Raw genomic sequence first — 18,749 nt, forward strand, 5'->3', positions numbered from 1 at the left:
TCGGAACGGGTGATTATCGGCCGTTGCCCTGCAGGGCGGGGGCGAGCAGAAAGCCGTCCCGGAAGGCGTCGCCGGCATCGGCGCCCCGCTTGAGCGCCGCCTCCACCTCCAGCAGCTGGCCCAGCAGGGCCAGGAACCGGCCCCCGCCCTGACCGCGGATCTGTTTGCGCATCACGTAGATGCGCTTCGGGTTGCCGATGCCGGCCGCCTTGGCGATGACGCTCACGTCCTGCTCGCCCCGCTGGTCGAGCAGGGCCACCCACAGCCAGCCGCGGATCTGGCTGGTGAGGGAGGCCACGATGCGCAGGGCCGGCTCCCCGGCCTCCAGCAGCGCATCGGTGAGGGCGATGGCCTCGGCGGGCTGTCCGGCCAGCAGAGCCTCCCCCACGGCCAGGGCACTGGTGCTGTGACCGCCCACCAGCGCCTGCACCGCCGCCAGGCCGATCGGGCCGCCGCCCTGACCGCTGTAGAGGCTCAGTTTCTCCAGTTCGCTGGCGATTCGGGCGCTGTCGCTGCCGACCGCCTCGCTGAGGGCCTCGGCGGCGCCGGGCTCCAGGCCCAGGCCGAGCTCCCGCGCCGTGCGAGTCACCAGCTCGAGCTGGCCGGCGCCGTCCCAGATCGCCGGCAACGGGAAGCTGCGCTCCACGGCCTCGCCGGCCTTCACCAGCTTCTGCAGGGTCTTGGTGGTGCGCAGCCGCCCGTCCGGCTTGGCGGCGTTCACCAGCAGCAGATGGCACTGCTCGGGGATCAGCGGCAGGGTGGCCTCCAGCTGGTCGGCCAGGTCGGCGGGGCACTGGTTGCAGAAGGGGCTGCGCTGCAGCACCACCAGCCGGGCCCCCGCGCCGAAGGGCGGAGTGCGGGCCTCCTCCAGGGCCTGGGCGGCCTGGGCGGGTTCGTTGCCGTCGAGGCGGCTGAGGTTCACGGTGGCCCAGGCCGGATCGATCAGGTCCGCGATCAGGCTGGTGACGGCCCGGCCGCGGGCCGCCTCGTCATCGCCCCAGAGCAGGTGGATCGGCATGGCTGGAGTCTGGCCAACGCGGCAGGGTTGGGGCACGCTGCCGGCCTCAGCCCGCCGATCCCACCCCATCGATCACCCCATCTTCACCGAGAGCATCCGTCGGATCCGGGCCCAGCTGGAGGCCCGGGGCGGGGCCGAGGAGCTCACTCCCCTCGAGCGCGATGTGCTCGAGCGCTGCATCCACAGCAGCGGTGATCTGACGATCGCGCCGGATCTGCGCTTCTCCCCGGGGGCCTGCGGGGCCGCGCTGGCGGCCCTGGCGGCGGGGGCGCCGATCCTCACCGACACGGCCATGGCCGCGGCGGCCGTGGCGCCGATGGCGGCGCGCACCTTCGCCAACCCGGTGCACTGTGTGCTCGCCTGGGCACCACCCCAGGCCCCGGCGGCATCCACCCGCACCGCGGTGGGCATGGAGCGCGCCCTGGCGGAGCTGGGGGGCGGCCTGGTGGTGCTGGTGGGCAGTGCCCCCACGGCCCTGGAGCGGCTGCTGGAGCGGGTGGCCAGCGGTGCGGTGCCGGCGCCGGCCCTGGTGATCGGCATGCCCGTGGGCTTCGTGGGGGTGGCGGAGAGCAAGCGCAAGCTGGCGGCGAGCGGCCTGGCCCAGGTGCGGCTGGAGGGGTCGAAGGGCGGTGCCGCTCTCGTGGCCGCGGCCTGCAACGCCCTGCTGCGGGCCGGCTGGCTTCAGGCGGCGTCCTGACCCACCCGCACCTGGCTGTTGGCCTCGATGCGGCTCAGCACCTGCCGGGCGCGCAGCAGCACCGAGGCCGGCACCCCGGCCAGCCGGGCCGCCTCGATGCCGTAGCTGCGGCTGGCACCGCCCGGCACGACGCGGTGCAGGAAGCGCAGATCGCTGCCGGTCTCCTCCACCAGCACCTGGGCATTGGCCACGTTGGGCAGCAGCTCGGCCAGCTCGTTGAGCTCGTGGTAATGGGTTGCAAAGACACTGCGGGCGCCGATGCCCTGGGCGAGCTCCTCGGCCACCGCCCAGGCGATCGAGAGGCCATCGAAGGTGGCTGTGCCCCGGCCGATCTCATCCAGCAGCACCAGGGAGCGGGCGGTGGCGTGGTGGAGGATGTTGGCCGTCTCGGCCATCTCCACCATGAAGGTGGACTGGCCGGCGGCCAGGTCGTCGCCGGCGCCGACCCGGGTAAAGATCCGATCGGCGATGCCCAGGCGGGCCGAGCGGGCCGGAATCCAGCTGCCCATCTGGGCCATCAGCTGCAGCAGGCCGGTCTGGCGCAGGTAGCAGCTCTTGCCGCTGGCATTGGGGCCGGTGAGGATCAGCAGGTCCGGGGGGCCATCGCCGCCGGCTTGGCGGTCGCCGATGGGCGGATGGTCCGGCTCCCGCCCCAGGGCGATGCCGTTGGGGGTGAAGGGTTCCTCCACCAGCAGCTGTTCCACCACCGGATGGCGCCCCGCCTCGATCTGCAGCTCCCTGCCCTCGGTCATGGTGGGGCGGCAGTAGCCGCCGGTGGCGGCCACCTCGGCGAGGGAGGCGAGGGCATCGAGCTCGGCCACCAGCCGTGCCGCCTGCCGGATCGCCGGGGCCTGCTCCCCGACCCGACGGCGCAGCGCGCAGAAGAACTCGTACTCCCGCTGGGCGGTGCGGGCCCGCAGCTGCTGGATCTGGCCCTCGCGCCCCTTCAGTTCCGGGGTGACGAACCGCTCCTCGTTGGCCAGGGTCTGGCGGCGGATCCAGTGGTCCGGCACCGCGGCGGCCCGGGCTCTGCTCACCGCCAGGAAATAGCCGAAGGTGCGGTGGTACTGGAGCCTCAGGCTGGCGATGCCGCTGGCGGCCCGCTCCGCGGCCTCCTGGCGCGCCAGCCAGGCGTCCTGGTCGTCGAGCTGGTTGCGCAGGCCGTCCAGCAGGGGATCGACGCCGTCGTGGATCAGGCCCCCCTCCGTCAGCGAGAGGGGGGGGGATTCGAGCAGCAGGTGGCGCAGCTCGGCCGCCAGGGCCTCCAGTTCGGGCCACGGCCTCGCCAGGCCCTGCAGCGCCGCCGCGCCGCAGGGCTGCAGCAGGTCGGCCAGCTGGGGCAGGCGTTCGAGCCCGTCGGCCAGCGCCACCAGGTCGCGGGCCGAGGCACTGCCGGCCCCGGCCCGGCCGGCCAGCCGTTCCAGATCGCCCATCGGCCGCAGCAGCCGGCGCAGGGCCAGCCGCAGGCGGCGATCGTGCACCAGCGCCGCGACGGCCTCCTGGCGGGCCTCGATGCCGGCCAGATCCACCAGGGGGGCCTCCAGCCAGCGGCGCAGGCACCGGCCTCCCATGGCCGTGTGGGTCCGGTCCAGGGCCCACAGCAGCGAGCCATGGAAGCTGCCGCCCAGCTGGGTGCGGGTGAGCTCGAGGTTGCGCCGGGTGGCCGCATCCAGCACCAGGCTGTCCCCGGCATGCCAGCAGGTGGGGACATCGAGGGGCACGACGCCGCCCGCCGCAACGCTGCCCGCCGCAACGCCGCCCCCCGCCGTGTTGCCCTGGGTGCCGTCGAGGTAGGCCACGAGCCCCCCGGCGGCCCGCAGGGCCAGGGGCCGCTCGCCCAGGCCGAGCCCATCGAGGCTGGCCAGGCCGAACCGCCGCCGCAGGGTGACGGAGGCTTCCGGGGCCTCGAAGGGGGTCCGGGGCAGGGGGGTGAGGGGCAGGCCCTCGGGGCACCAGCTGGGGGCGGCGGCTGCCTGCCCCCGTTCGCCGGGCCAGAGCACCTCGGCGGCCTCCACCTGCAGCAGTTCCTGGTGGAGGGTGTCGCTGCCCGCCCGTTCGGTGAGGCGGAACTCGCCGGTGCTGACATCGGCCACCGCCAGGCCCCAGCGGGCGCCGCTCCCCTCCGGCTCCACCACCACCGCGCAGAGCCAGTTGTTGCGGCGGGCGGCGAGCATCCCCTCCTCCAGCACCGTGCCGGGGGTCAGGATCCGGGTGATGTCCCGCCGGAGCAGCTCCCCCTTGGCGGGGGTGGTCTCCAGCTGGTCGCAGAGGGCCACGCTCAGGCCGCGGCGCACCAGGTCGGCGCAGTAGCGCTCAGCGGCGTGGTGGGGAATGCCGGCCATCGGCACCCGGCCGAAGGCCTTCCCCGCCTCCTTGCCGGTCAGGGTGAGTTCGAGCAGGCGCGAGAGGGTGATGGCGTCTTCGAAGAAGCACTCGAAGAAGTCGCCCAGGCGGTAGAGCAGCACGTGCTCGGGGCGGGCCCGCTTGAGCTCCACGTAGTGGCGCAGCATCGGGGTGAGCTGGGCGGGCTCCACCAGGCTGTGATGGTGCCAGGGCGGCAGGTCGGTGTCCGCTTCGGTCCCGCTGTCGCCAGCGGGCTCGCCTGGGGGATCGGTGGCGGCCTCGCCGGCGGCCCCGGGGGTTGGCCTGGTGCCGGGCCCCTGCCGGCGCCGGCGGGGGCGGGCTGCCGCGTCCGCCACGGGATCGTCCGCTGCCGCCGAGGCTGGGGCCGCTGCCCGCGCGGGCTGCTCCGGGACCTGGTCTTCGCAGGCCGGCTCGCCGAACAGGGAGCCCTGCAGGGCCAGCTCAGGCGCGAGCGAAAGCTGGAGGTCGGCTTCCGCGGCCACGGCTGCTCGCAGGGGACGGGGGGAGATCGTAGGCCGATCGTCCGTGACCTCCCCGACAACTTGTGAAGGATCCAGCCCCGGGCTCCCGGCGGCGCCGGTGTCGCGTGTGAGAATCCCGGCACTGACCGGCCCGGCGACGCCGCTGATCCATGCAGATCCTCAACACGCTCACCGTTCTGGCCCTGGTGGTGATGTCGTTCGCCCTGATCGTGGCCGTTCCCGTGCTCTACGCCAGCAGCGAGGACAGTGGCCGCTCCAACCGGCTGATCCTGCTGGGGGGCATCGCCTGGGTGGCCCTGGTGCTGGTCAACTGGGGGATGAGCTTCTTCGTCGTCTGAGGACAGCGTCGCTGTGGGCTGGCTCGAGCCTCCGGGCGGATCCGAGGTTCAATCCGGGGGCTTCGCCGGCGACTTCTAGGCTGAACCCACCTTGCGGCGCCACCGTGGTGGCGGGAGCCTGTGGCGATTTTCGAAGGGCGCTTCATCGGCGCCGATGGCCTGCGCATCGCCGTGGTGGTGGCGCGGTTCAACGACCTGGTGACTGCCAAGCTGCTCAGCGGTTGCCTGGATTGCCTCGGCCGCCACGGCATCGACACCTCCGCCAGCAGTCCCCAGCTGGATGTGGCCTGGGTGCCCGGCAGCTTTGAAATCCCGCTGGTGGCCCAGACCCTGGCGGCCAGCGGTCGCTACCAGGTGGTGATCACCCTGGGAGCGGTGATCCGGGGTGACACGCCCCACTTCGACGTCGTCGTCTCCGAGGTCAGCAAGGGGGTGGCCGCGGTCAGCCGCCAGACCGGGGTGCCGGTCATCTTCGGGGTCCTGACCACCGACACGATGCAGCAGGCCCTCGAGCGGGCCGGCATCAAGAGCAACCTGGGCTGGAGCTACGGCCTGCAGGCCCTGGAGATGGGCAGCCTGATGGCGGCGCTGGCCGGCTAGGGGGGCCGATTAAGGGCGCTGCTTCACCAGGAGGTGCTGGCTGCCCGCCGGCGCGAACCCCAGCTGGCTGTAGAACCCGGCGCTGTTCGTGGTCATCAGGTACACCCGCTCCACCTGCTGGAGCCGCGGGTCGCTGAGCAAGCCCTCCACCACCTGGCGGCCCAGTCCCCGGCCCTGCAGGTCACCGGCAACGACCACATCCCAGAGCACGGCACGGCAGGCCCCATCGCTGCTGGCCCGCCCGAAGCCCACCAGCCGCTTGCCTCGCCAGAGGCTCACCACCACCGGGCTGCCGGCCAGCAGGCGGCGCAGCTTGGCGTAGCTGCGGTCCTGTGCCCAGAAGGCGTGATGGTCAAACAGGCGCCGCAGCTTCAGCAGGCCACGGGTGGGACGCAGGCCCGGCCCCAGGCCCAGCCAGCGCAGGCCGGGGGCGCCGGGGGCGTGGCGAAGCAGCTGGATCGCGACCATGGGAACATCCTCCCAGCCACCCAGCAGCCTTGAACCCGAAGCACAAGGGCATCATCCTGGCGGGCGGCAGTGGCACCCGGCTCCACCCGATCACGGTTGGGGTGAGCAAGCAGCTCCTGCCGGTGTTCGACAAGCCGATGGTCTACTACCCGCTCAGCACGCTGATGCTGGCGGGGATCCGCGAGGTGCTGATCATCACCACCCCCGGCGACCAGCCGGCCTTCGAGCGGCTGCTGGGGGATGGGGCCCGCTGGGGGATGGAGATCCACTACGCCGTGCAGCCCAGCCCCGATGGCCTGGCCCAGGCGTTCCTGATCGGGGAGGCCTTTCTGGCCGGGGCGCCGGCGGCGCTGGTGCTGGGTGACAACCTCTTCCACGGCCATGACCTCAGCCCGCAGCTGCAGGGCTGCAATGGCCGCGGGGACGGCGCCACGGTGTTCGCCTATCCCGTGCGGGATCCGGAGCGCTATGGGGTGGTGGCCTTTGATCCCCGGGGGCGGGTGCTGAGCATCGAGGAGAAACCCGCCAGACCGAAGAGTCGCTTTGCCGTCACGGGCCTGTACTTCTACGACGACAGCGTGGTCGAGCGGGCGCGGCGGGTGGTGCCCTCGCCCCGCGGCGAGCTGGAGATCACCGACCTCAACCGCCAGTACCTGGAGGAGGGGCTGCTGCGGGTGGAGCTGATGGGCCGCGGCATGGCCTGGCTCGACACGGGCACCTGCGATTCGCTGCACGAGGCGGCCAGCTACATCCGCACCCTGGAACACCGCCAGGGGCTGAAGGTGGGTTGTCCCGAGGAGGTGGCCTGGCGCATGGGCTGGATCGACGCGGCCCAGCTGGAGGCCCTCGCCGCCCCCTTGCGCAAGAGTGGTTACGGCGAGTATCTGCTGCAGTTGCTGGAGCGAACCGATGCAGGCTGAGCAACTGCGCACGGCCCAGGGGGCTGTGCTGGAGGGCGTTCTGCTGCTGACCCCACGGGTGTTCGGCGACGACCGTGGCTTCTTCTTCGAGAGCTGGAACCAGGCCACCTTCGACGCCGCCGCCGGCCCCACGGCCTTCGTGCAGGACAACCACTCCCGCTCGGTGCAGGGGGTGCTGCGGGGCCTGCACTACCAACGGCCGCCCCACCCCCAGGGCAAGCTGGTGCGCTGCCTGGTGGGCGAGATCTTCGACGTGGCGGTGGACATCCGCCGCAGCTCCCCCACGTTCGGCCAGTGGGCCGGGGTGGTGCTGAGCGCCGAGAGCAAGCAGCAGCTCTGGGTGCCGGCCGGCTTCGCCCACGGCTTCCTCACCCTGAGCCCCGAGGCGGAGGTGCTCTACAAGACCACCGACTTCTGGAGCAGGGAGTGCGAGCGGGGCATCCGCTGGGATGACCCGCAGATCGGCATCGCCTGGCCCCGGGAGGGCCTGCCCGATGGCCAGCCCCTGCTCAGCGCCAAGGACGGCGTGGCACCGGCCCTGGCGGACGCGGACCTGTTCGCATGAGCGGCGGCCCTCCTCTCACGGTGCTGCTCACCGGCGCCGGCGGGCAGCTGGGCCAGGAGCTGGTGGCCCGGTGCCCCGAGGGGGTGAGGCTGATCGCCACGGGCCGCGCCGAGCTGGATCTGGCCGATGCGCAGGCCTGCCGGCAGCTGGTGCTGGAGCGGCGGCCCGATTGGGTGCTCAACGCCGGCGCCTACACCGCGGTGGACCGGGCCGAGAGCGAGCCCGAGCTGGCCCAGGCCGTCAATGGCGCAGCCCCGGCGGCCCTGGCCGCGGCCCTGGCCGACACCGGCGGCCGCCTGCTGCACCTGAGCACCGACTTCGTGTTCGACGGCCACCAGGGCACCCCGTACGGCACGGGCCAACCCCGCAGCCCCCTGGGGGTGTACGGCGCCACCAAGGCGGCCGGCGAGGAAGCGGTGCTGGCCAGCCCCCTGGCGGCGGAGGGGCGGGCCCAGGTGCTGCGCACCAGCTGGGTGTACGGCCCGGTGGGCCGCAACTTCTGCCTCACGATGCTGCGCCTGCACGGCGAGAAAGAGGAGATCGGCGTGGTGGCTGACCAGGTGGGTTGTCCCACCAGCACCCCCACCCTGGCGGCGGCCTGCTGGCGGCTGATCGCGTGCGCCGAGGCGGCGGCAGCCGGCGCTGGGGAGCCCCTGCCGCCGGTGCTGCACTGGAGCGATGCCGGCGCCGCCAGCTGGTACGACTTCGCCGTGGCGATCGGCGAGCTGGGCCAGGAGCTGGGCCTGCTGCAGCGTCAGGCTCGCGTCAAACCCATCACCACCACTGACTACCCCACCCCGGCCCGGCGCCCCAGCTACTCCCTGCTCGACTGCACCGCCAGCCGCGCGGCGCTGGACCTGGAGCCCCTCCACTGGCGCGCGGCGTTGCGGCAGGTGCTGGGGCGGCTGGGGGGCTGATCCCGTCCGCTGCCCACGAGCAGGTGGTGCATCAAACACCTTCCTGATTCCGCAGCTGGTCGATGAGCGCGTTGCTCACCGGTGTGTTGTTCCCTGTGCCGAATGGACGGAACCCGGCGACAGCGCCAGTACTGCCGCCACCACCATCACTCTTGTGATCGGACTCGTCGGAGAGATCGGTGCACATCGTCTCCGTAGTAGTTGCTGTCTGGATCAAGCCAATCCTGGCGGTTTCGTCCCGAACTTCTGCAGCAGTCCGCCGGTTCGGAGCGGCGGCCGGCGGTACTGGTAGCTTGCAGCCCCGTGCCTCACCAGAACGGAGCCTGCCGCCGTGATCGATCTGCCTGCCCTGCTCGGTTCCCGCAGGCGGGTGCTCGTCACCGGTGGGGCCGGCTTCATCGGCGGCGCGGTGGTGCGGCGGCTGCTGGCCGAGAGCACGGCCACGGTGTTCAACCTCGACAAGTGCGGCTACGCCAGCGACCTCACCAGCATCGAGGCACTGCCCAAGGCGGCTGAGCGTCACCAGCTGCTGCGGGTGGACCTCACCGATGCGGAGGCCACCACCGCCGCCGTGCGCCAGGCCGACCCGGATCTGGTGATGCACCTGGCGGCCGAGAGCCATGTGGACCGCTCGATCGAGGGCCCCGGCGCCTTCATCGCCAGCAACGTGACCGGCACCTTCCACCTGCTGCAGGCGGTGCGGACCCACCACGAGGGGCTGAGCGAGGAGCGCCGGGATGCTTTCCGCTTCCACCACATCAGCACCGACGAGGTGTTCGGCTCGCTGGGCGACACGGGCCGCTTCTCGGAAACCACCCCTTACGACCCCCGCTCCCCCTACTCAGCCAGCAAGGCGGCCAGCGACCACCTGGTGAGCGCCTGGCACCACACCTACGGCCTGCCGGTGGTGCTCACCAACTGCTCCAACAACTACGGCCCCTGGCAGTTTCCCGAGAAGCTGATCCCGGTGGTGATCCTCAAGGCCGCCGCTGGTGAGCCGATCCCCCTCTATGGCGACGGCGCCAACGTGCGCGACTGGCTGTACGTCGAAGACCACGTGGACGCGCTGCTGCTGGCGGCCAACCAGGGCCAGCTGGGCCGCAGCTACTGCGTGGGGGGGCACGGCGAGCGCACCAACAAGCAGGTTGTGGAGGCGATCTGCGCCCTGCTTGATCAGCTGCGCCCGGGCGGTGCGCCCCATGCCGCGCTGATCAACCGCGTCACCGACCGCCCCGGCCACGACCGCCGCTACGCCATCGATCCAGCCCGCATCAGCAGTGAGCTGGGCTGGCAGCCGCGCCATGCCTTCGAGCAGGGGCTGGAGGTCACGGTGCGCTGGTATCTGGAGCACCAGGGCTGGTGCTCGGATGTGCGCGAGCAGGGCGGTTACAGCGGTGGGCGGTTGGGGTTGGTGGCGTAGGGGACTCAAACCAGCCAGCCCACCAGGCGGGAGCGCAGGGCCATCAGGCGGGGGTAATAGCGGGCGAAGGGTCGCAGGCCGAACTTGATGATCTCAGCCGCCTTGGCCGGCAAGTTCCGGGTGGGTTCGCGCAGCCGCAGCTGCAGCACAGCCCAGGTAGGCAGCTGGCTGGACACGCCGCCGAGGTTGTAGGCCACCACCGGCTCGGGCAGGTAGGCCACGCGGCTGAGGTCGGCGAAGGCTGCGGCCATCCAGCCGCGACAGGCGCCCTGGGGCGCGTCGAGGCGGTAGGGGTGGGCACGCGCCCAGTCGCCCTCCACCAACAGGCTCTGGTGGTTGGGCAGGTAGAACCACAGCCAGCGGCGCAGGCTGCGCACCGCCGGATCCGGCACCAGCCATGGCGGGCAGCGGCTGGGCGGTACGGGGCAGATGCGGGCCTGGCCCAACACCACCCTTGGAGCGGTGCCGGTGCGCCTGCAGTGCGCCTGGGCGTGATCCAGAAGGCGCTGAAGGGCGTGGGGATGGAGCCAGTTGTCGCCGGAATTGAGGAACTGCACCCAGTGGCCGCGGCTGTGGGCGAGGCCGAGGTTCATGGCCGGGAAGATGCCGCGGGCCGGGTGATCGCGCACCAGCTCGAAGGGCGCCACCGCTTCCGGGGGCACGGGCACATCACTGCCATCTACCACCACCACCTGCAGGCTTGCTGACACCTGCTGGCTGCGGATCGAGGCGAGGGTGTCCTCCAGCTCCCGGGGGTTGTTGCGGGTGAGCACGATGATGCTCACCTCGGGCTGGGCTGCTGCCGTCATCGGGTTCGGCTGGGTGCACTGTTCAGCACCTCTTCGTAGAGCTCGGCGTAGAGCCCGGCGATGCGGCCGGGATTCCAGAGTCGTTCGGCTCGCTGGCGGGCCTGGAGGCCCAGTGCGGCCCGCCGCTCGGAGTCCTCCAGCACCCAGCCGATGCCATGGGCGAGGTCGGCAGGGTCGTAAGGGGTGGCGAGGTAGCCGGAGCGCTGGTGCTCCACCACGTCGGGCAGGCCGGTGGCGTTGAAGGCCACAACGGGCACGCCGCAGCTTTGGGCTTCGATGGCGGTCTGGGGCAGGTTGTCCATGCGGGAGGGCACCACCATCACATCGGCGGCGGAGTAGAGCAGCGCCAGGGTCTGGTCGTCGTGCAGGGCGCCCACGTAGTGAACCGGCAGGCCGAGCCGTGGTGGATCGAGCGGCTCGGCCTGGCCGAACACCACGGCCTGGAGGGCAGGCAAGGTGGGGGCGAGCTGGCGGAGGGCGGCTTCGAGCAGATCCCAGCCCTTGCGCGGGTCGCGGCTTCCGCCGATGGCTCCGAACAGCAGCAATGGCCCTTCTTCCGGCAGTCCGAACAGCTTGCGCGCCAGCGCCTGGGGCCAGGGCTGGTAGACGTTCGTTGGCAGGGGGTAGGGAATCACCCGCAGTGGCCAGTGGGCCAGCAGCGCTGAGCGCTGCACGCAACCGGCCAGCCAGCGGCTGGGGCTCACGAGCTGGATGGGGCGGCGCCAGTGCCGGCGCTTGCGCTGCCAGCACCAGCGGTCGAGATCCAGGCCGCCATGGCCGGGCGGCCGGTTGTGGCGGTGGTAGCCCTGCTGGTAGCGCAGATCATCGGGGTCATTGGGGTAATGCTCACTGCCGCTGAAGGCCCAGCAGTCGTGGAGGGTCCACACCACGGGCTTGCGCAGCCGGCCGATGGCCTCGATCGAGAGCATCTCCCCCTGCACCCAGTGCAGGTGCAGCAGATCGGCGTCGCTGGCGTTGAGTTCCCGGTCGAGCGAGCAGGGGAGCCAGGAAAGGGAATGGAGCACCGGGTTGGAGGTGCGCTGCAGGGCTGGGAGAAGGTCACCGAGTGCGCTGCGGGCCAGGGGGAGTGCTGCCTTCTTCCCGTTGGGTCCGTGAATGGAGGGCTCATCACCCTGCTTACGGCTGACCCGCATCGAGCTGGTCACGTGAATAGCGCTCCCTCCCTGAAGCGAGGCGTGGATTCGAAAGGCAGCGCGGGCAGCGCCACCCTTTTGATCAGAGAAGGAGACGTGGCAGATGTTCAACTCACTGCACCGATCCTGAGCAGGGCTCTGATCCCTCGAAGAAGTGGACGAGCCGGTATCGCAAGGCCGTTGAGGAGCGGATGCAGGGCTTTTGCCACGGTCTCTCGGAACCGTGCTTTTCGTCGGTTGATAGCTCCGTCAGAGCGTCGTTGATAGATCCAGGCGTGGCTGCCTTGGCATCGCCCGATCTGTTGCAGGCCCAGTGGTTCGGCGCACCAGCTGAAGAAATAGCGTAGGTGAAACGTGCAGGGTAGATGGCAGAGGATCACAGGTTGAAAGCAGTTGGCAATGAAGAGATGCCCACCTGGCTTCACCGCTACAATCATCTCTTCAAGTAAGCTGATAGGGTCGTGCACATGCTCGAGTACATCGGTGCAGACCAAGGCGTCGAATCGGTGAGACGTGAGCGTATGGACGAAAGTAATGTTTGGATACGCTTTGCAGGCTTCCAAGCCATGCGCTGGAGGGAACGGATCGCAGATGGAGACGTGCGAGCAAGGAAGGCGATCCGCTATCAGCCTGGCCAGGGTGCCAAAACCACCGCCGAAATCAAGAATCTGCCTTGGACCAAGTGAGGCCACTCCGTTGGCGATCGATCGCCGATGGCCCATGGATACTGGATCCTGTTCGACGTAAATGCCATTCAGAAGCCAGACAGGGTGGCTGTAAAAATCTCTATATAGTGCAGGCGCATAATGCTGCTGATCACAGCCACATATCTTCCATGCCGTGTCCATGATTCTCCATATCTGGTCAAGCCTCGGGCTGCTGCCACACGTAAGTAGCATCTGCTCCAAGGCTGAGCGCTCCTTGGGCGTCAAGGAATAGTTGTTTAACTCAATCACGCTCTGGCTGTTAATTTGAAAAGCATGCTCCTCAATGCTGTCAAGCTGCTTGTTTCGATTAGATTGTCATTCGGGTATCGAACATACCACCAGCGCATCCAAGTAGCCAAAGCGATTGCGCCTTGTCGCCCATTTGTCCATGCGTGCCAGCAGAACGGTAAGCAGGTTGAATGGCAGGGCCAGTAGGGGGGCGAGGGAGCGAATCAACGATGACTGATGGGTGCTTACGTAGTCTAAGAAGAAAACAACAAGAACATCATAAATATTCCCCAGCGGTTGAATGTGCGTAACATTTAGGCCGCACTCACCACAGAGAAGCTCATAGCCCCATCTGGTGAATCTGCGATAGTCATGAGGCGTTTCATGCTCTGGCCACAGCAATGGGGCTGTAAACAAGAAGACTGAGCCTGGCTTTGCCACCCGTTTCAGCTCGAGAATCGTCTCTTTTAGGTTTCTTACGTGCTCAAAAACCTGGAAAGACACGATCGAATCAAATGATTGATTCTCAAAGGGGATTCTGTTTCCGTCGTAGAAGTAGATGGCTCCTCTCCTGGTTGTCTTCCCATTGGGAAGAGATCTGTCGTACTCAAGTCCTGTGTATGTAGAGGCATGGCGAAAGCTCTCCCTGTAGGGCATTGAGCCACAGCCGAAATCAAGCACGTTTCCATGAATTAGAGATTGAAGAGGCGCAATGGCCTCTTCAATGTTTTTTCTTGGAATCCAATAGGGGCTGTAAAGTCTTGTCCTCCTGGCGCTATTGGCAAAAGGGGGCGTTAGATTCGCTTCTCTGCGGTTGAAATGGAACTGACCCAGTATCAAGACGAGGCGGTTGATTTTCGCGAGAAGCTTTGCCTTGAGGGTTGACTCAAATATGGTCGAGAATGTATAGGCGTCAGCCATTGCATCCCGCAGGATCAGGCTTGGATGTATAAGGCGCTGAATGCCTTCGCTAATTGGTATCTGTAGAGTTGAGTTCTTTGTGTGCGAGGCTTCTTGATCGAATCCCACATTGCTCGCCAGGTTTTGGTTGGGCAAGGCAGTCAACCCTCCATTCACAAGGCAGGTGAAGGTCCATCGGTATGCCCATGAGTCCGGCTTGCCTTCCTGGAGCAGCCGGTCCCAGATGCGTGCCCAGTAGCGGGCCTCCCGGGGATTTTCAAAGATGGATCCGAGCAGGCCGGATGCCTTCAGAGCTGGCCATTGGCGCAGATCGGCGTCGTAGTGGTGCCAGCAGCGGCGCCAGGTGGCCCAGCCCCAGCAGTGGTTGTAGCGGCTGAAGTAGTAGCTGCCATCGCCACGCCAGTGGCCGTTCTGAAAGTTGTTCCCGCTGATGCACCACACCCGCGTGTCGTGGCGGTAGCGGGCCAACAGCTCCGTGCAGTACGGGAAGAAGTCGGGATGGGGAACGCAGTCGTCCTCCAGGATGATGCCCTCCTCCACCTGCTCAAAGAACCAGCTGATGGCGCGGCTGACGCCGAGTCGGCAGCCCTGGTTGGTGTCGGAATAGAGGCTTTCGATCTGGCAGGGCCAGTCGATCTCGTTCTCGATCACGGCCCTGGTTGCAGCCACCTTCTCCACTTCGCCGGGCCGATCGGGGTTGGGGCCGTCGCAGGCGACGAACAGACGGCTCGGGGCGACAGGCCGGATGGCGTCGATCACCTGCTGCAGGGTGTGGGGGCGGCGCCAGGCGATCAGGAGCAGGGGGGTGTCGGCGGGGGTGGCAGTAAAAGCCATCTGTCAACTGCGCGTCATCAGGTCCACTTCGTGCAGATCCTTGAAATCGGCATCCATCGTGGACAGCCCGGCCTGATGAGCACGAGCGGTGGCCACGATGCTGATGGCAGGCACCATCAGGCTTGCTGCGGCCTCAAGCACCGCAAGAAATCGATCAGCCAGTGGGCCGTTGGTGACCACATCGATCCAACCTGACGAGTCCACCACGGCTCTTTGCGGATTCACAGGCGGTCGGGTTCGCGCTGGAAGGTGTTGTCGCCACCAAGAAACCCCCGTAACGCAGCAGGGGGGCTGGTTTGGCACCAGCTCGATTTGCCCCGGCAGCGCCAGCACCTGCAGCAGCTGGCCTGGAGCCAGGCCGAACTGCTCGCGCATCCGCTTGGGGATGACGTCCTGGTACTTTGGGTAGTCCGTTGTGAGCTCCATGGCCCCAACGTAAGACGGAAACCAGGTGGATGCCGCTTTCCCGCTTCAGGAGCGGTCCGCCCAACCCGCGGGTCGACGCGACAGTGCTCCAGCAGTTTTGTTCAGCAGGGGAAGTCGCCGGGATGGGGGACGTAGTCGTCGTCGAGGATAATGCTCTCTTCCACCTGCTCCGCTTCGCCTGGGCGTTCGGGATTGGGACCGTCGCAGGCGACGAACAACCGGGCGGTCGCAACGGATCGGATGGCGCCGCCAGGCGATCAGGAGCAGGGGGGAGTGGCTGGGGCCATGCGCGAGGGGGACCGTGAGCCGTATGGGTAGACAGACTCCGCGTGGCATTGGGGGGTCAGGATTGCCACAGACTGATCAACTCGAGAGACGCCGATGCACCGAGGTGTGCCTTAGGTTTGAGACCCCTCCTTGTATCCAATAGCATAGATGGATCCTACTCGCCTCGATTGCATGTCCAACCCAGGCTGAAAATCGCGGAGCCTGCATCTTCTAAAGCCGGCGTTTCTCATGATATTAATGAGATTCTCTTCGTCGAACATGTAGGCATGTTCGCCCCTTCCCATGTATGCAATGTAATTCACTTGATCGATGAGGCTGCCCGTTTTGCTGAGACCTGGGGTGTACACTTTCTCATCTTCCAATAGGTTTTTCCCGGCAAGGTAGGCTTGCATGTAGCGGCGAGCATTCGGAACGCATACGGAGAAATCGCCGCCAGGCTTCAGGGCAGCATGGCATTTTCTCAGAAGCCTGCACAAATCCTCGAAGGGAATGTGTTCTAAGACATGTGAGCTGTAGATGCTGTCCAGTGAGTTGTTTGGGAATGGCACGCTTGCTCGTAAATCCCATGTCAAATCACAGCCTAAAGTACGGTCCAGTGTTATCCAGTCTCCTGCTCCTCGCTTACTGCCTGCACCAATTTCTAGCCGAAGTGGGGCTTCGTTTCTGAGGATGAAAACTACCTTTATTCTTGTCTGAACTGATTTTATACTCAGATAGAGTGTTTTCGCAATTTTCTTCACTGTGATGATTAACCCGGGAAAGCTGTTGTGCCTTGGCCGCTTTGCATTCATGCGTCAGGCTTAGACCTTGCTATGGCTTTCATCACTTTTTAGAATGGCGGCAATGTTCTGGTAGCGAAAAATTGGAAGCTCGTCATCGCGAATTGCCAGGAGGCCTCCTTTGGGCAGTATTCTAAACAAGTTGTAGTTGTTGAGAATGGAGCTGAAATCATTCAAAAATGTGCGACTTGGAATCATAGTCTCGTTAAACTCGAACTGAATAGCTCCTATTCTGCCGGAGGCAATCATTGCTTGAAATCCTTGGAGGACCTTTAGCTCGTGACCCTCGACGTCCACTTTCAACAGATCAATAAAGGTGACTCTCTGTTCCCTGCAGAATTCATCTCCAGTTGTCACCTTCACATCAAACGTCCTTTCCTCCTGCCTGTGTACTTCAGTAATGACGCCGTCTTCAAGAGAGGCGTGGGTTGACCCATGCGCTGACTCTGCATAATCATGCAACCTTGCAGTCCCTCGCCGACTGGATAATCCAATGTTGAACGGTCTTATTGCTGGAATCTCCTGTACTCGTGCCGCAAGTGTCGTGAAGGTTTCCGGAGAGGGTTCAAAGGCAAAGAGCCGATAGGCTACTTTGCTCTTGAGGCTCTCGACCATCAGTGCCCAGTTGCCTATGTTGGCCCCGATGTCGAAGACGACTGCGTCTGCTGTGGATAGACCTGCCAGCCTTCTTCTTTTGTAAGTATTCAGAACTGATTGGGCAAACCCCTTTTCTCCTGATATCTCGAAATTCCGATAGTTTAGAATTCCCAGCCCTCTCAGGCCGGCTAAGACAAGTGCTTTGTTGAATTTCGCCAACCATGGTCTGCCAAAAATAGAGGCATAGAGGTCAAGGAATGCCGTGATCACCTGTCGTCTTGGCCTCCAAGCTGGAAGGGAAAGGCAAGCTTCAAGACGTTTGCCCTTGTTTCTTCAGACCATACTGCCATCACTGCAAAGGTTGCCAACCCATAAGAGATACAAGTGGCAATGGCTGCTCCATGGAAGCCGTATCTGGGGATCAGTGTCAAATTCAAGAGTATATTTGCTACGCATCCAGCTGCAGTTCTAGCTGCTGAAACCTTTTCCAGCCCTGCTCTCTGAAGCCAGGATGAGCTTGCAGTGCCTGTTGATACGGCGAATGAAGCGAGCCCCAACCAAATCATCGCATCCTGGGCTGCATGAAACTCTGAACCAAAGACAACCGGAATAAGGGGAGACAAGACTTCACTTGTGGTAAGCGCCATGCCCACACCCAAGGTCCATGCACTTCTGTACAGTCTTCTAAGTGCTGAACTCGTGTGAAAATCCCCACTGCCACGACCAATCCTTGGTAGAAAAGTTGCGGTGAGGATGACTGGCAGGAAGTAAAGACTCTCGGCTGCCTTTACGGCTACTGAGTACTGCCCTACGTCTTCAGGACCACGCAGCCATTCCAGCATGACTTGGTCGCTCTTGACGTAAAGCATTACCGACAGCCCGGCCAGGAGCAATGGCCAGCCTCGTTTCAGTAAAACGTGTGCTGTAGGCCATGACACCTCGCGCAAGGTAGTAGAGAGTCTGTAGCCGTTAGCGAATCCAGTAAGAACAACAGCTTGTGCCACCATCGCCACGGTCTGCACACCTCCAAATGCAACCAGCGGAGCTCGGCTCAGCAACGCAACAATGGAAGCTCCTGCTCCGGCTACGGTCTCTGCCAGCCTTGCTTTTGCGACGCGGGTGCCTTGCTGCCGGTTCAGCAGCTCCACCTCAAACACCTCTGCGGAGCTGAACAGATTCCCCAGCACCGCCAGGCCCATCAGCCCGGCCAGCACCGGATCTCGCGCCGCCCAGGCAAATGGCACCAGCACCAGGGCAATGACAGCAGTGCCCACCAGTTCGATCCAGAAGGCTGTGGCCACCAGACCGGGTCGTGGCGGTTCCTCACACAGCAGGATCGCCAGGCTGCCCTTCACGCCCAGGCTCCCCAGCGGGCTGAGCACGCCCACCAGTGCGGCCACATAGCTGAGGGTGCCGAGCTGTTCCGGCCCCAGGTAGCGCGCCGTCCAGCCGCCAATGCCGATCGACACAGCCAGCCTGAACACCTGGCTGCCCACCTGGCTGATCAGGGACGTGCGCAGGCGCTCGGGTTTGGCTTGAGGTTGCCCCAAGGCCATGGCTTAGTGGTGGTTTGTCACCAGCGGTGGCACAGGCGCGCTTGGGGTTTCAGGGTAGGGCGCGTTGGGAGTGGGGGCGATCGCCGTTCAGCGGTAGACGTCGTGGCGGTGGCCGACTCGCACCACCAGAGCGACCAGCTCCTGTTGCTGCCATTCGTAGACAACGCGATACCGCAGCGAGCAGCGCATCACGCACCTCGGCCCACTCCAGAACTGGGTCGGCCGGATCGTCAATACGGCCCCGGAGGGTGGCGATCACACCCGCTGCAGCGACACGGGGTAGCCGGGCCAGCGGGCGTCGGCGGAAACGGCCATCAAGCCCTCCACGCGCGCCTGGGCGATCAGCAGGCGATCGAAGGGATCGTCGTGCAGCGCCGGCAGCTGGGCGGTCTCGATCACGTGTGCCTCCAGCACGGGCAGGATCGTCGCCCCGGCGGCGAGGCACTGGTCGCGAAACAGGGTGGGTGCCACCGGCAGCTTGCCGAGCCGGTGCTTGATCGCCACTTCCCAGATGCTGGCGACCGACACCACACAGGCGCTGGAGGCCAGCCGGTCCCGGATGGCTGGCCGCAGCCGCGGATCACCCAGCAACCACCAGAGCATGATCTGGGTGTCGAGCAGCAGCCGCATCAGCCGCCCATCAGTTGGCTCACCTGCCGCT

General features: G+C 66.2%; 20 protein-coding genes and 1 pseudogene. 7 read left to right on the forward strand and 14 right to left on the reverse strand.

Features of this window, described 5'->3' with window-relative positions:
* Window positions 1-13 precede the first annotated feature (13 nt).
* The gene (gene holA / locus ACLNEE_RS12445; RefSeq protein WP_411421799.1) at window positions 14-1,018 is read right to left on the reverse strand and encodes a DNA polymerase III subunit delta; all 1,005 of its coding nucleotides are present in this window, start codon (window positions 1,016-1,018) and stop codon (window positions 14-16) included.
* Between holA and ACLNEE_RS12450 the strand changes: the two genes are divergently transcribed.
* On the forward strand, window positions 1,017-1,715 hold the full coding sequence (locus ACLNEE_RS12450) for a precorrin-8X methylmutase (RefSeq protein ID WP_411421798.1): 699 nt from the start codon (window positions 1,017-1,019) through the stop codon (window positions 1,713-1,715). The two genes, holA and ACLNEE_RS12450, sit on opposite strands and share 2 nt — an antisense overlap.
* On the opposite strand, the gene mutS is transcribed toward ACLNEE_RS12450, so the two are convergent.
* On the reverse strand, window positions 1,700-4,561 hold the full coding sequence (gene mutS / locus ACLNEE_RS12455) for a DNA mismatch repair protein MutS (RefSeq protein ID WP_411421797.1): 2,862 nt from the start codon (window positions 4,559-4,561) through the stop codon (window positions 1,700-1,702). The two genes, ACLNEE_RS12450 and mutS, sit on opposite strands and share 16 nt — an antisense overlap.
* 149 nt (window positions 4,562-4,710) lie before the next feature.
* Between mutS and psbZ the strand changes: the two genes are divergently transcribed.
* Both psbZ and ribH read left to right on the forward strand, forming a co-directional pair.
* A complete protein-coding gene (gene psbZ, locus ACLNEE_RS12460) occupies window positions 4,711-4,899 on the forward strand; it encodes a photosystem II reaction center protein PsbZ (RefSeq protein ID WP_254934362.1) in 189 nt (62 codons plus the stop codon).
* Window positions 4,900-5,019: 120 nt separating this feature from the next.
* A pseudogene (gene ribH / locus ACLNEE_RS12465) lies at window positions 5,020-5,496 on the forward strand (6,7-dimethyl-8-ribityllumazine synthase); the annotation flags it as partial.
* 12 nt (window positions 5,497-5,508) lie between these two features.
* Here ribH and ACLNEE_RS12470 read toward each other — a convergent pair.
* Window positions 5,509-5,967 carry a GNAT family N-acetyltransferase gene (locus ACLNEE_RS12470; protein WP_411421796.1) on the reverse strand — a complete coding sequence of 153 codons (459 nt, stop codon included), beginning with the start codon at window positions 5,965-5,967 and terminating at the stop codon, window positions 5,509-5,511.
* Window positions 5,968-5,996: 29 nt separating this feature from the next.
* Here ACLNEE_RS12470 and rfbA point away from each other — a divergent pair, with 29 nt between their 5' ends.
* The 3 genes from rfbA to rfbD are packed head-to-tail and all read left to right on the forward strand — an operon-like array spanning window position 5,997 to window position 8,369.
* Complete coding sequence (gene rfbA, locus ACLNEE_RS12475) at window positions 5,997-6,887, forward strand: glucose-1-phosphate thymidylyltransferase RfbA (RefSeq protein WP_411421795.1); 891 nt, start codon at window positions 5,997-5,999, stop codon at window positions 6,885-6,887.
* Complete coding sequence (rfbC, locus tag ACLNEE_RS12480; protein ID WP_411421794.1) at window positions 6,877-7,452, forward strand: dTDP-4-dehydrorhamnose 3,5-epimerase; 576 nt, start codon at window positions 6,877-6,879, stop codon at window positions 7,450-7,452. The genes rfbA and rfbC overlap by 11 nt, the downstream gene beginning before the upstream one ends.
* Window positions 7,449-8,369 (forward strand): dTDP-4-dehydrorhamnose reductase, encoded by a 921-nt coding sequence (gene rfbD, locus ACLNEE_RS12485; RefSeq protein WP_411421793.1) that lies wholly within the window; start codon window positions 7,449-7,451, stop codon window positions 8,367-8,369. Before rfbC ends, rfbD begins: the two co-directional genes overlap by 4 nt.
* Before the next feature lie 31 nt (window positions 8,370-8,400).
* On the opposite strand, the gene ACLNEE_RS12490 is transcribed toward rfbD, so the two are convergent.
* Window positions 8,401-8,556, reverse strand: a complete 156-nt coding sequence (locus ACLNEE_RS12490; protein ID WP_412007185.1) for a hypothetical protein — start codon at window positions 8,554-8,556, stop codon at window positions 8,401-8,403.
* Window positions 8,557-8,700: 144 nt separating this feature from the next.
* On the opposite strand from ACLNEE_RS12490, the gene rfbB reads away from it, so the two are divergent.
* Entirely contained in the window at window positions 8,701-9,789 is a 1,089-nt protein-coding gene (gene rfbB / locus ACLNEE_RS12495; RefSeq protein ID WP_412007186.1) for a dTDP-glucose 4,6-dehydratase, read from the forward strand.
* Window positions 9,790-9,794: 5 nt separating this feature from the next.
* Here rfbB and ACLNEE_RS12500 read toward each other — a convergent pair whose 3' ends face one another.
* The 10 genes from ACLNEE_RS12500 to ACLNEE_RS12545 form a co-directional block, all read right to left on the reverse strand.
* Complete coding sequence (locus ACLNEE_RS12500; protein WP_411421792.1) at window positions 9,795-10,598, reverse strand: glycosyltransferase; 804 nt, start codon at window positions 10,596-10,598, stop codon at window positions 9,795-9,797.
* Complete coding sequence (locus ACLNEE_RS12505; protein WP_411421791.1) at window positions 10,595-11,863, reverse strand: glycosyltransferase family 4 protein; 1,269 nt, start codon at window positions 11,861-11,863, stop codon at window positions 10,595-10,597. The genes ACLNEE_RS12500 and ACLNEE_RS12505 overlap by 4 nt, the downstream gene beginning before the upstream one ends.
* The gene (locus ACLNEE_RS12510; protein WP_411421790.1) at window positions 11,860-12,600 is read right to left on the reverse strand and encodes a class I SAM-dependent methyltransferase; all 741 of its coding nucleotides are present in this window, start codon (window positions 12,598-12,600) and stop codon (window positions 11,860-11,862) included. The genes ACLNEE_RS12505 and ACLNEE_RS12510 overlap by 4 nt, the downstream gene beginning before the upstream one ends.
* A gap of 174 nt (window positions 12,601-12,774) precedes the next feature.
* Complete coding sequence (locus ACLNEE_RS12515) at window positions 12,775-14,442, reverse strand: methyltransferase domain-containing protein (RefSeq protein WP_411421789.1); 1,668 nt, start codon at window positions 14,440-14,442, stop codon at window positions 12,775-12,777.
* 3 nt (window positions 14,443-14,445) lie between these two features.
* A complete protein-coding gene (locus ACLNEE_RS12520; protein ID WP_411421788.1) occupies window positions 14,446-14,868 on the reverse strand; it encodes a hypothetical protein in 423 nt (140 codons plus the stop codon).
* Between the two features lie 398 nt (window positions 14,869-15,266).
* Window positions 15,267-15,947, reverse strand: coding sequence for a class I SAM-dependent methyltransferase (locus ACLNEE_RS12525; protein WP_411421787.1), 681 nt, complete (start codon window positions 15,945-15,947; stop codon window positions 15,267-15,269).
* A gap of 9 nt (window positions 15,948-15,956) precedes the next feature.
* Window positions 15,957-16,802 carry an FkbM family methyltransferase gene (locus ACLNEE_RS12530; protein ID WP_411421786.1) on the reverse strand — a complete coding sequence of 282 codons (846 nt, stop codon included), beginning with the start codon at window positions 16,800-16,802 and terminating at the stop codon, window positions 15,957-15,959.
* Entirely contained in the window at window positions 16,799-18,088 is a 1,290-nt protein-coding gene (locus tag ACLNEE_RS12535) for a flippase (RefSeq protein ID WP_411421785.1), read from the reverse strand. Before ACLNEE_RS12535 ends, ACLNEE_RS12530 begins: the two co-directional genes overlap by 4 nt.
* A gap of 87 nt (window positions 18,089-18,175) precedes the next feature.
* Window positions 18,176-18,280, reverse strand: a complete 105-nt coding sequence (locus ACLNEE_RS12540; RefSeq protein ID WP_412007187.1) for a type II toxin-antitoxin system RelE family toxin — start codon at window positions 18,278-18,280, stop codon at window positions 18,176-18,178.
* 63 nt (window positions 18,281-18,343) lie between these two features.
* Window positions 18,344-18,749, reverse strand: a 406-nt coding sequence (locus tag ACLNEE_RS12545) for a type II toxin-antitoxin system VapC family toxin (RefSeq protein WP_412007188.1), incomplete at its 5' end; no start/stop codon positions are given.

The organism is Aphanothece stagnina RSMan2012, from assembly GCF_046764815.1.
Taxonomy (GTDB): domain Bacteria; phylum Cyanobacteriota; class Cyanobacteriia; order PCC-6307; family Cyanobiaceae; genus NIES-981.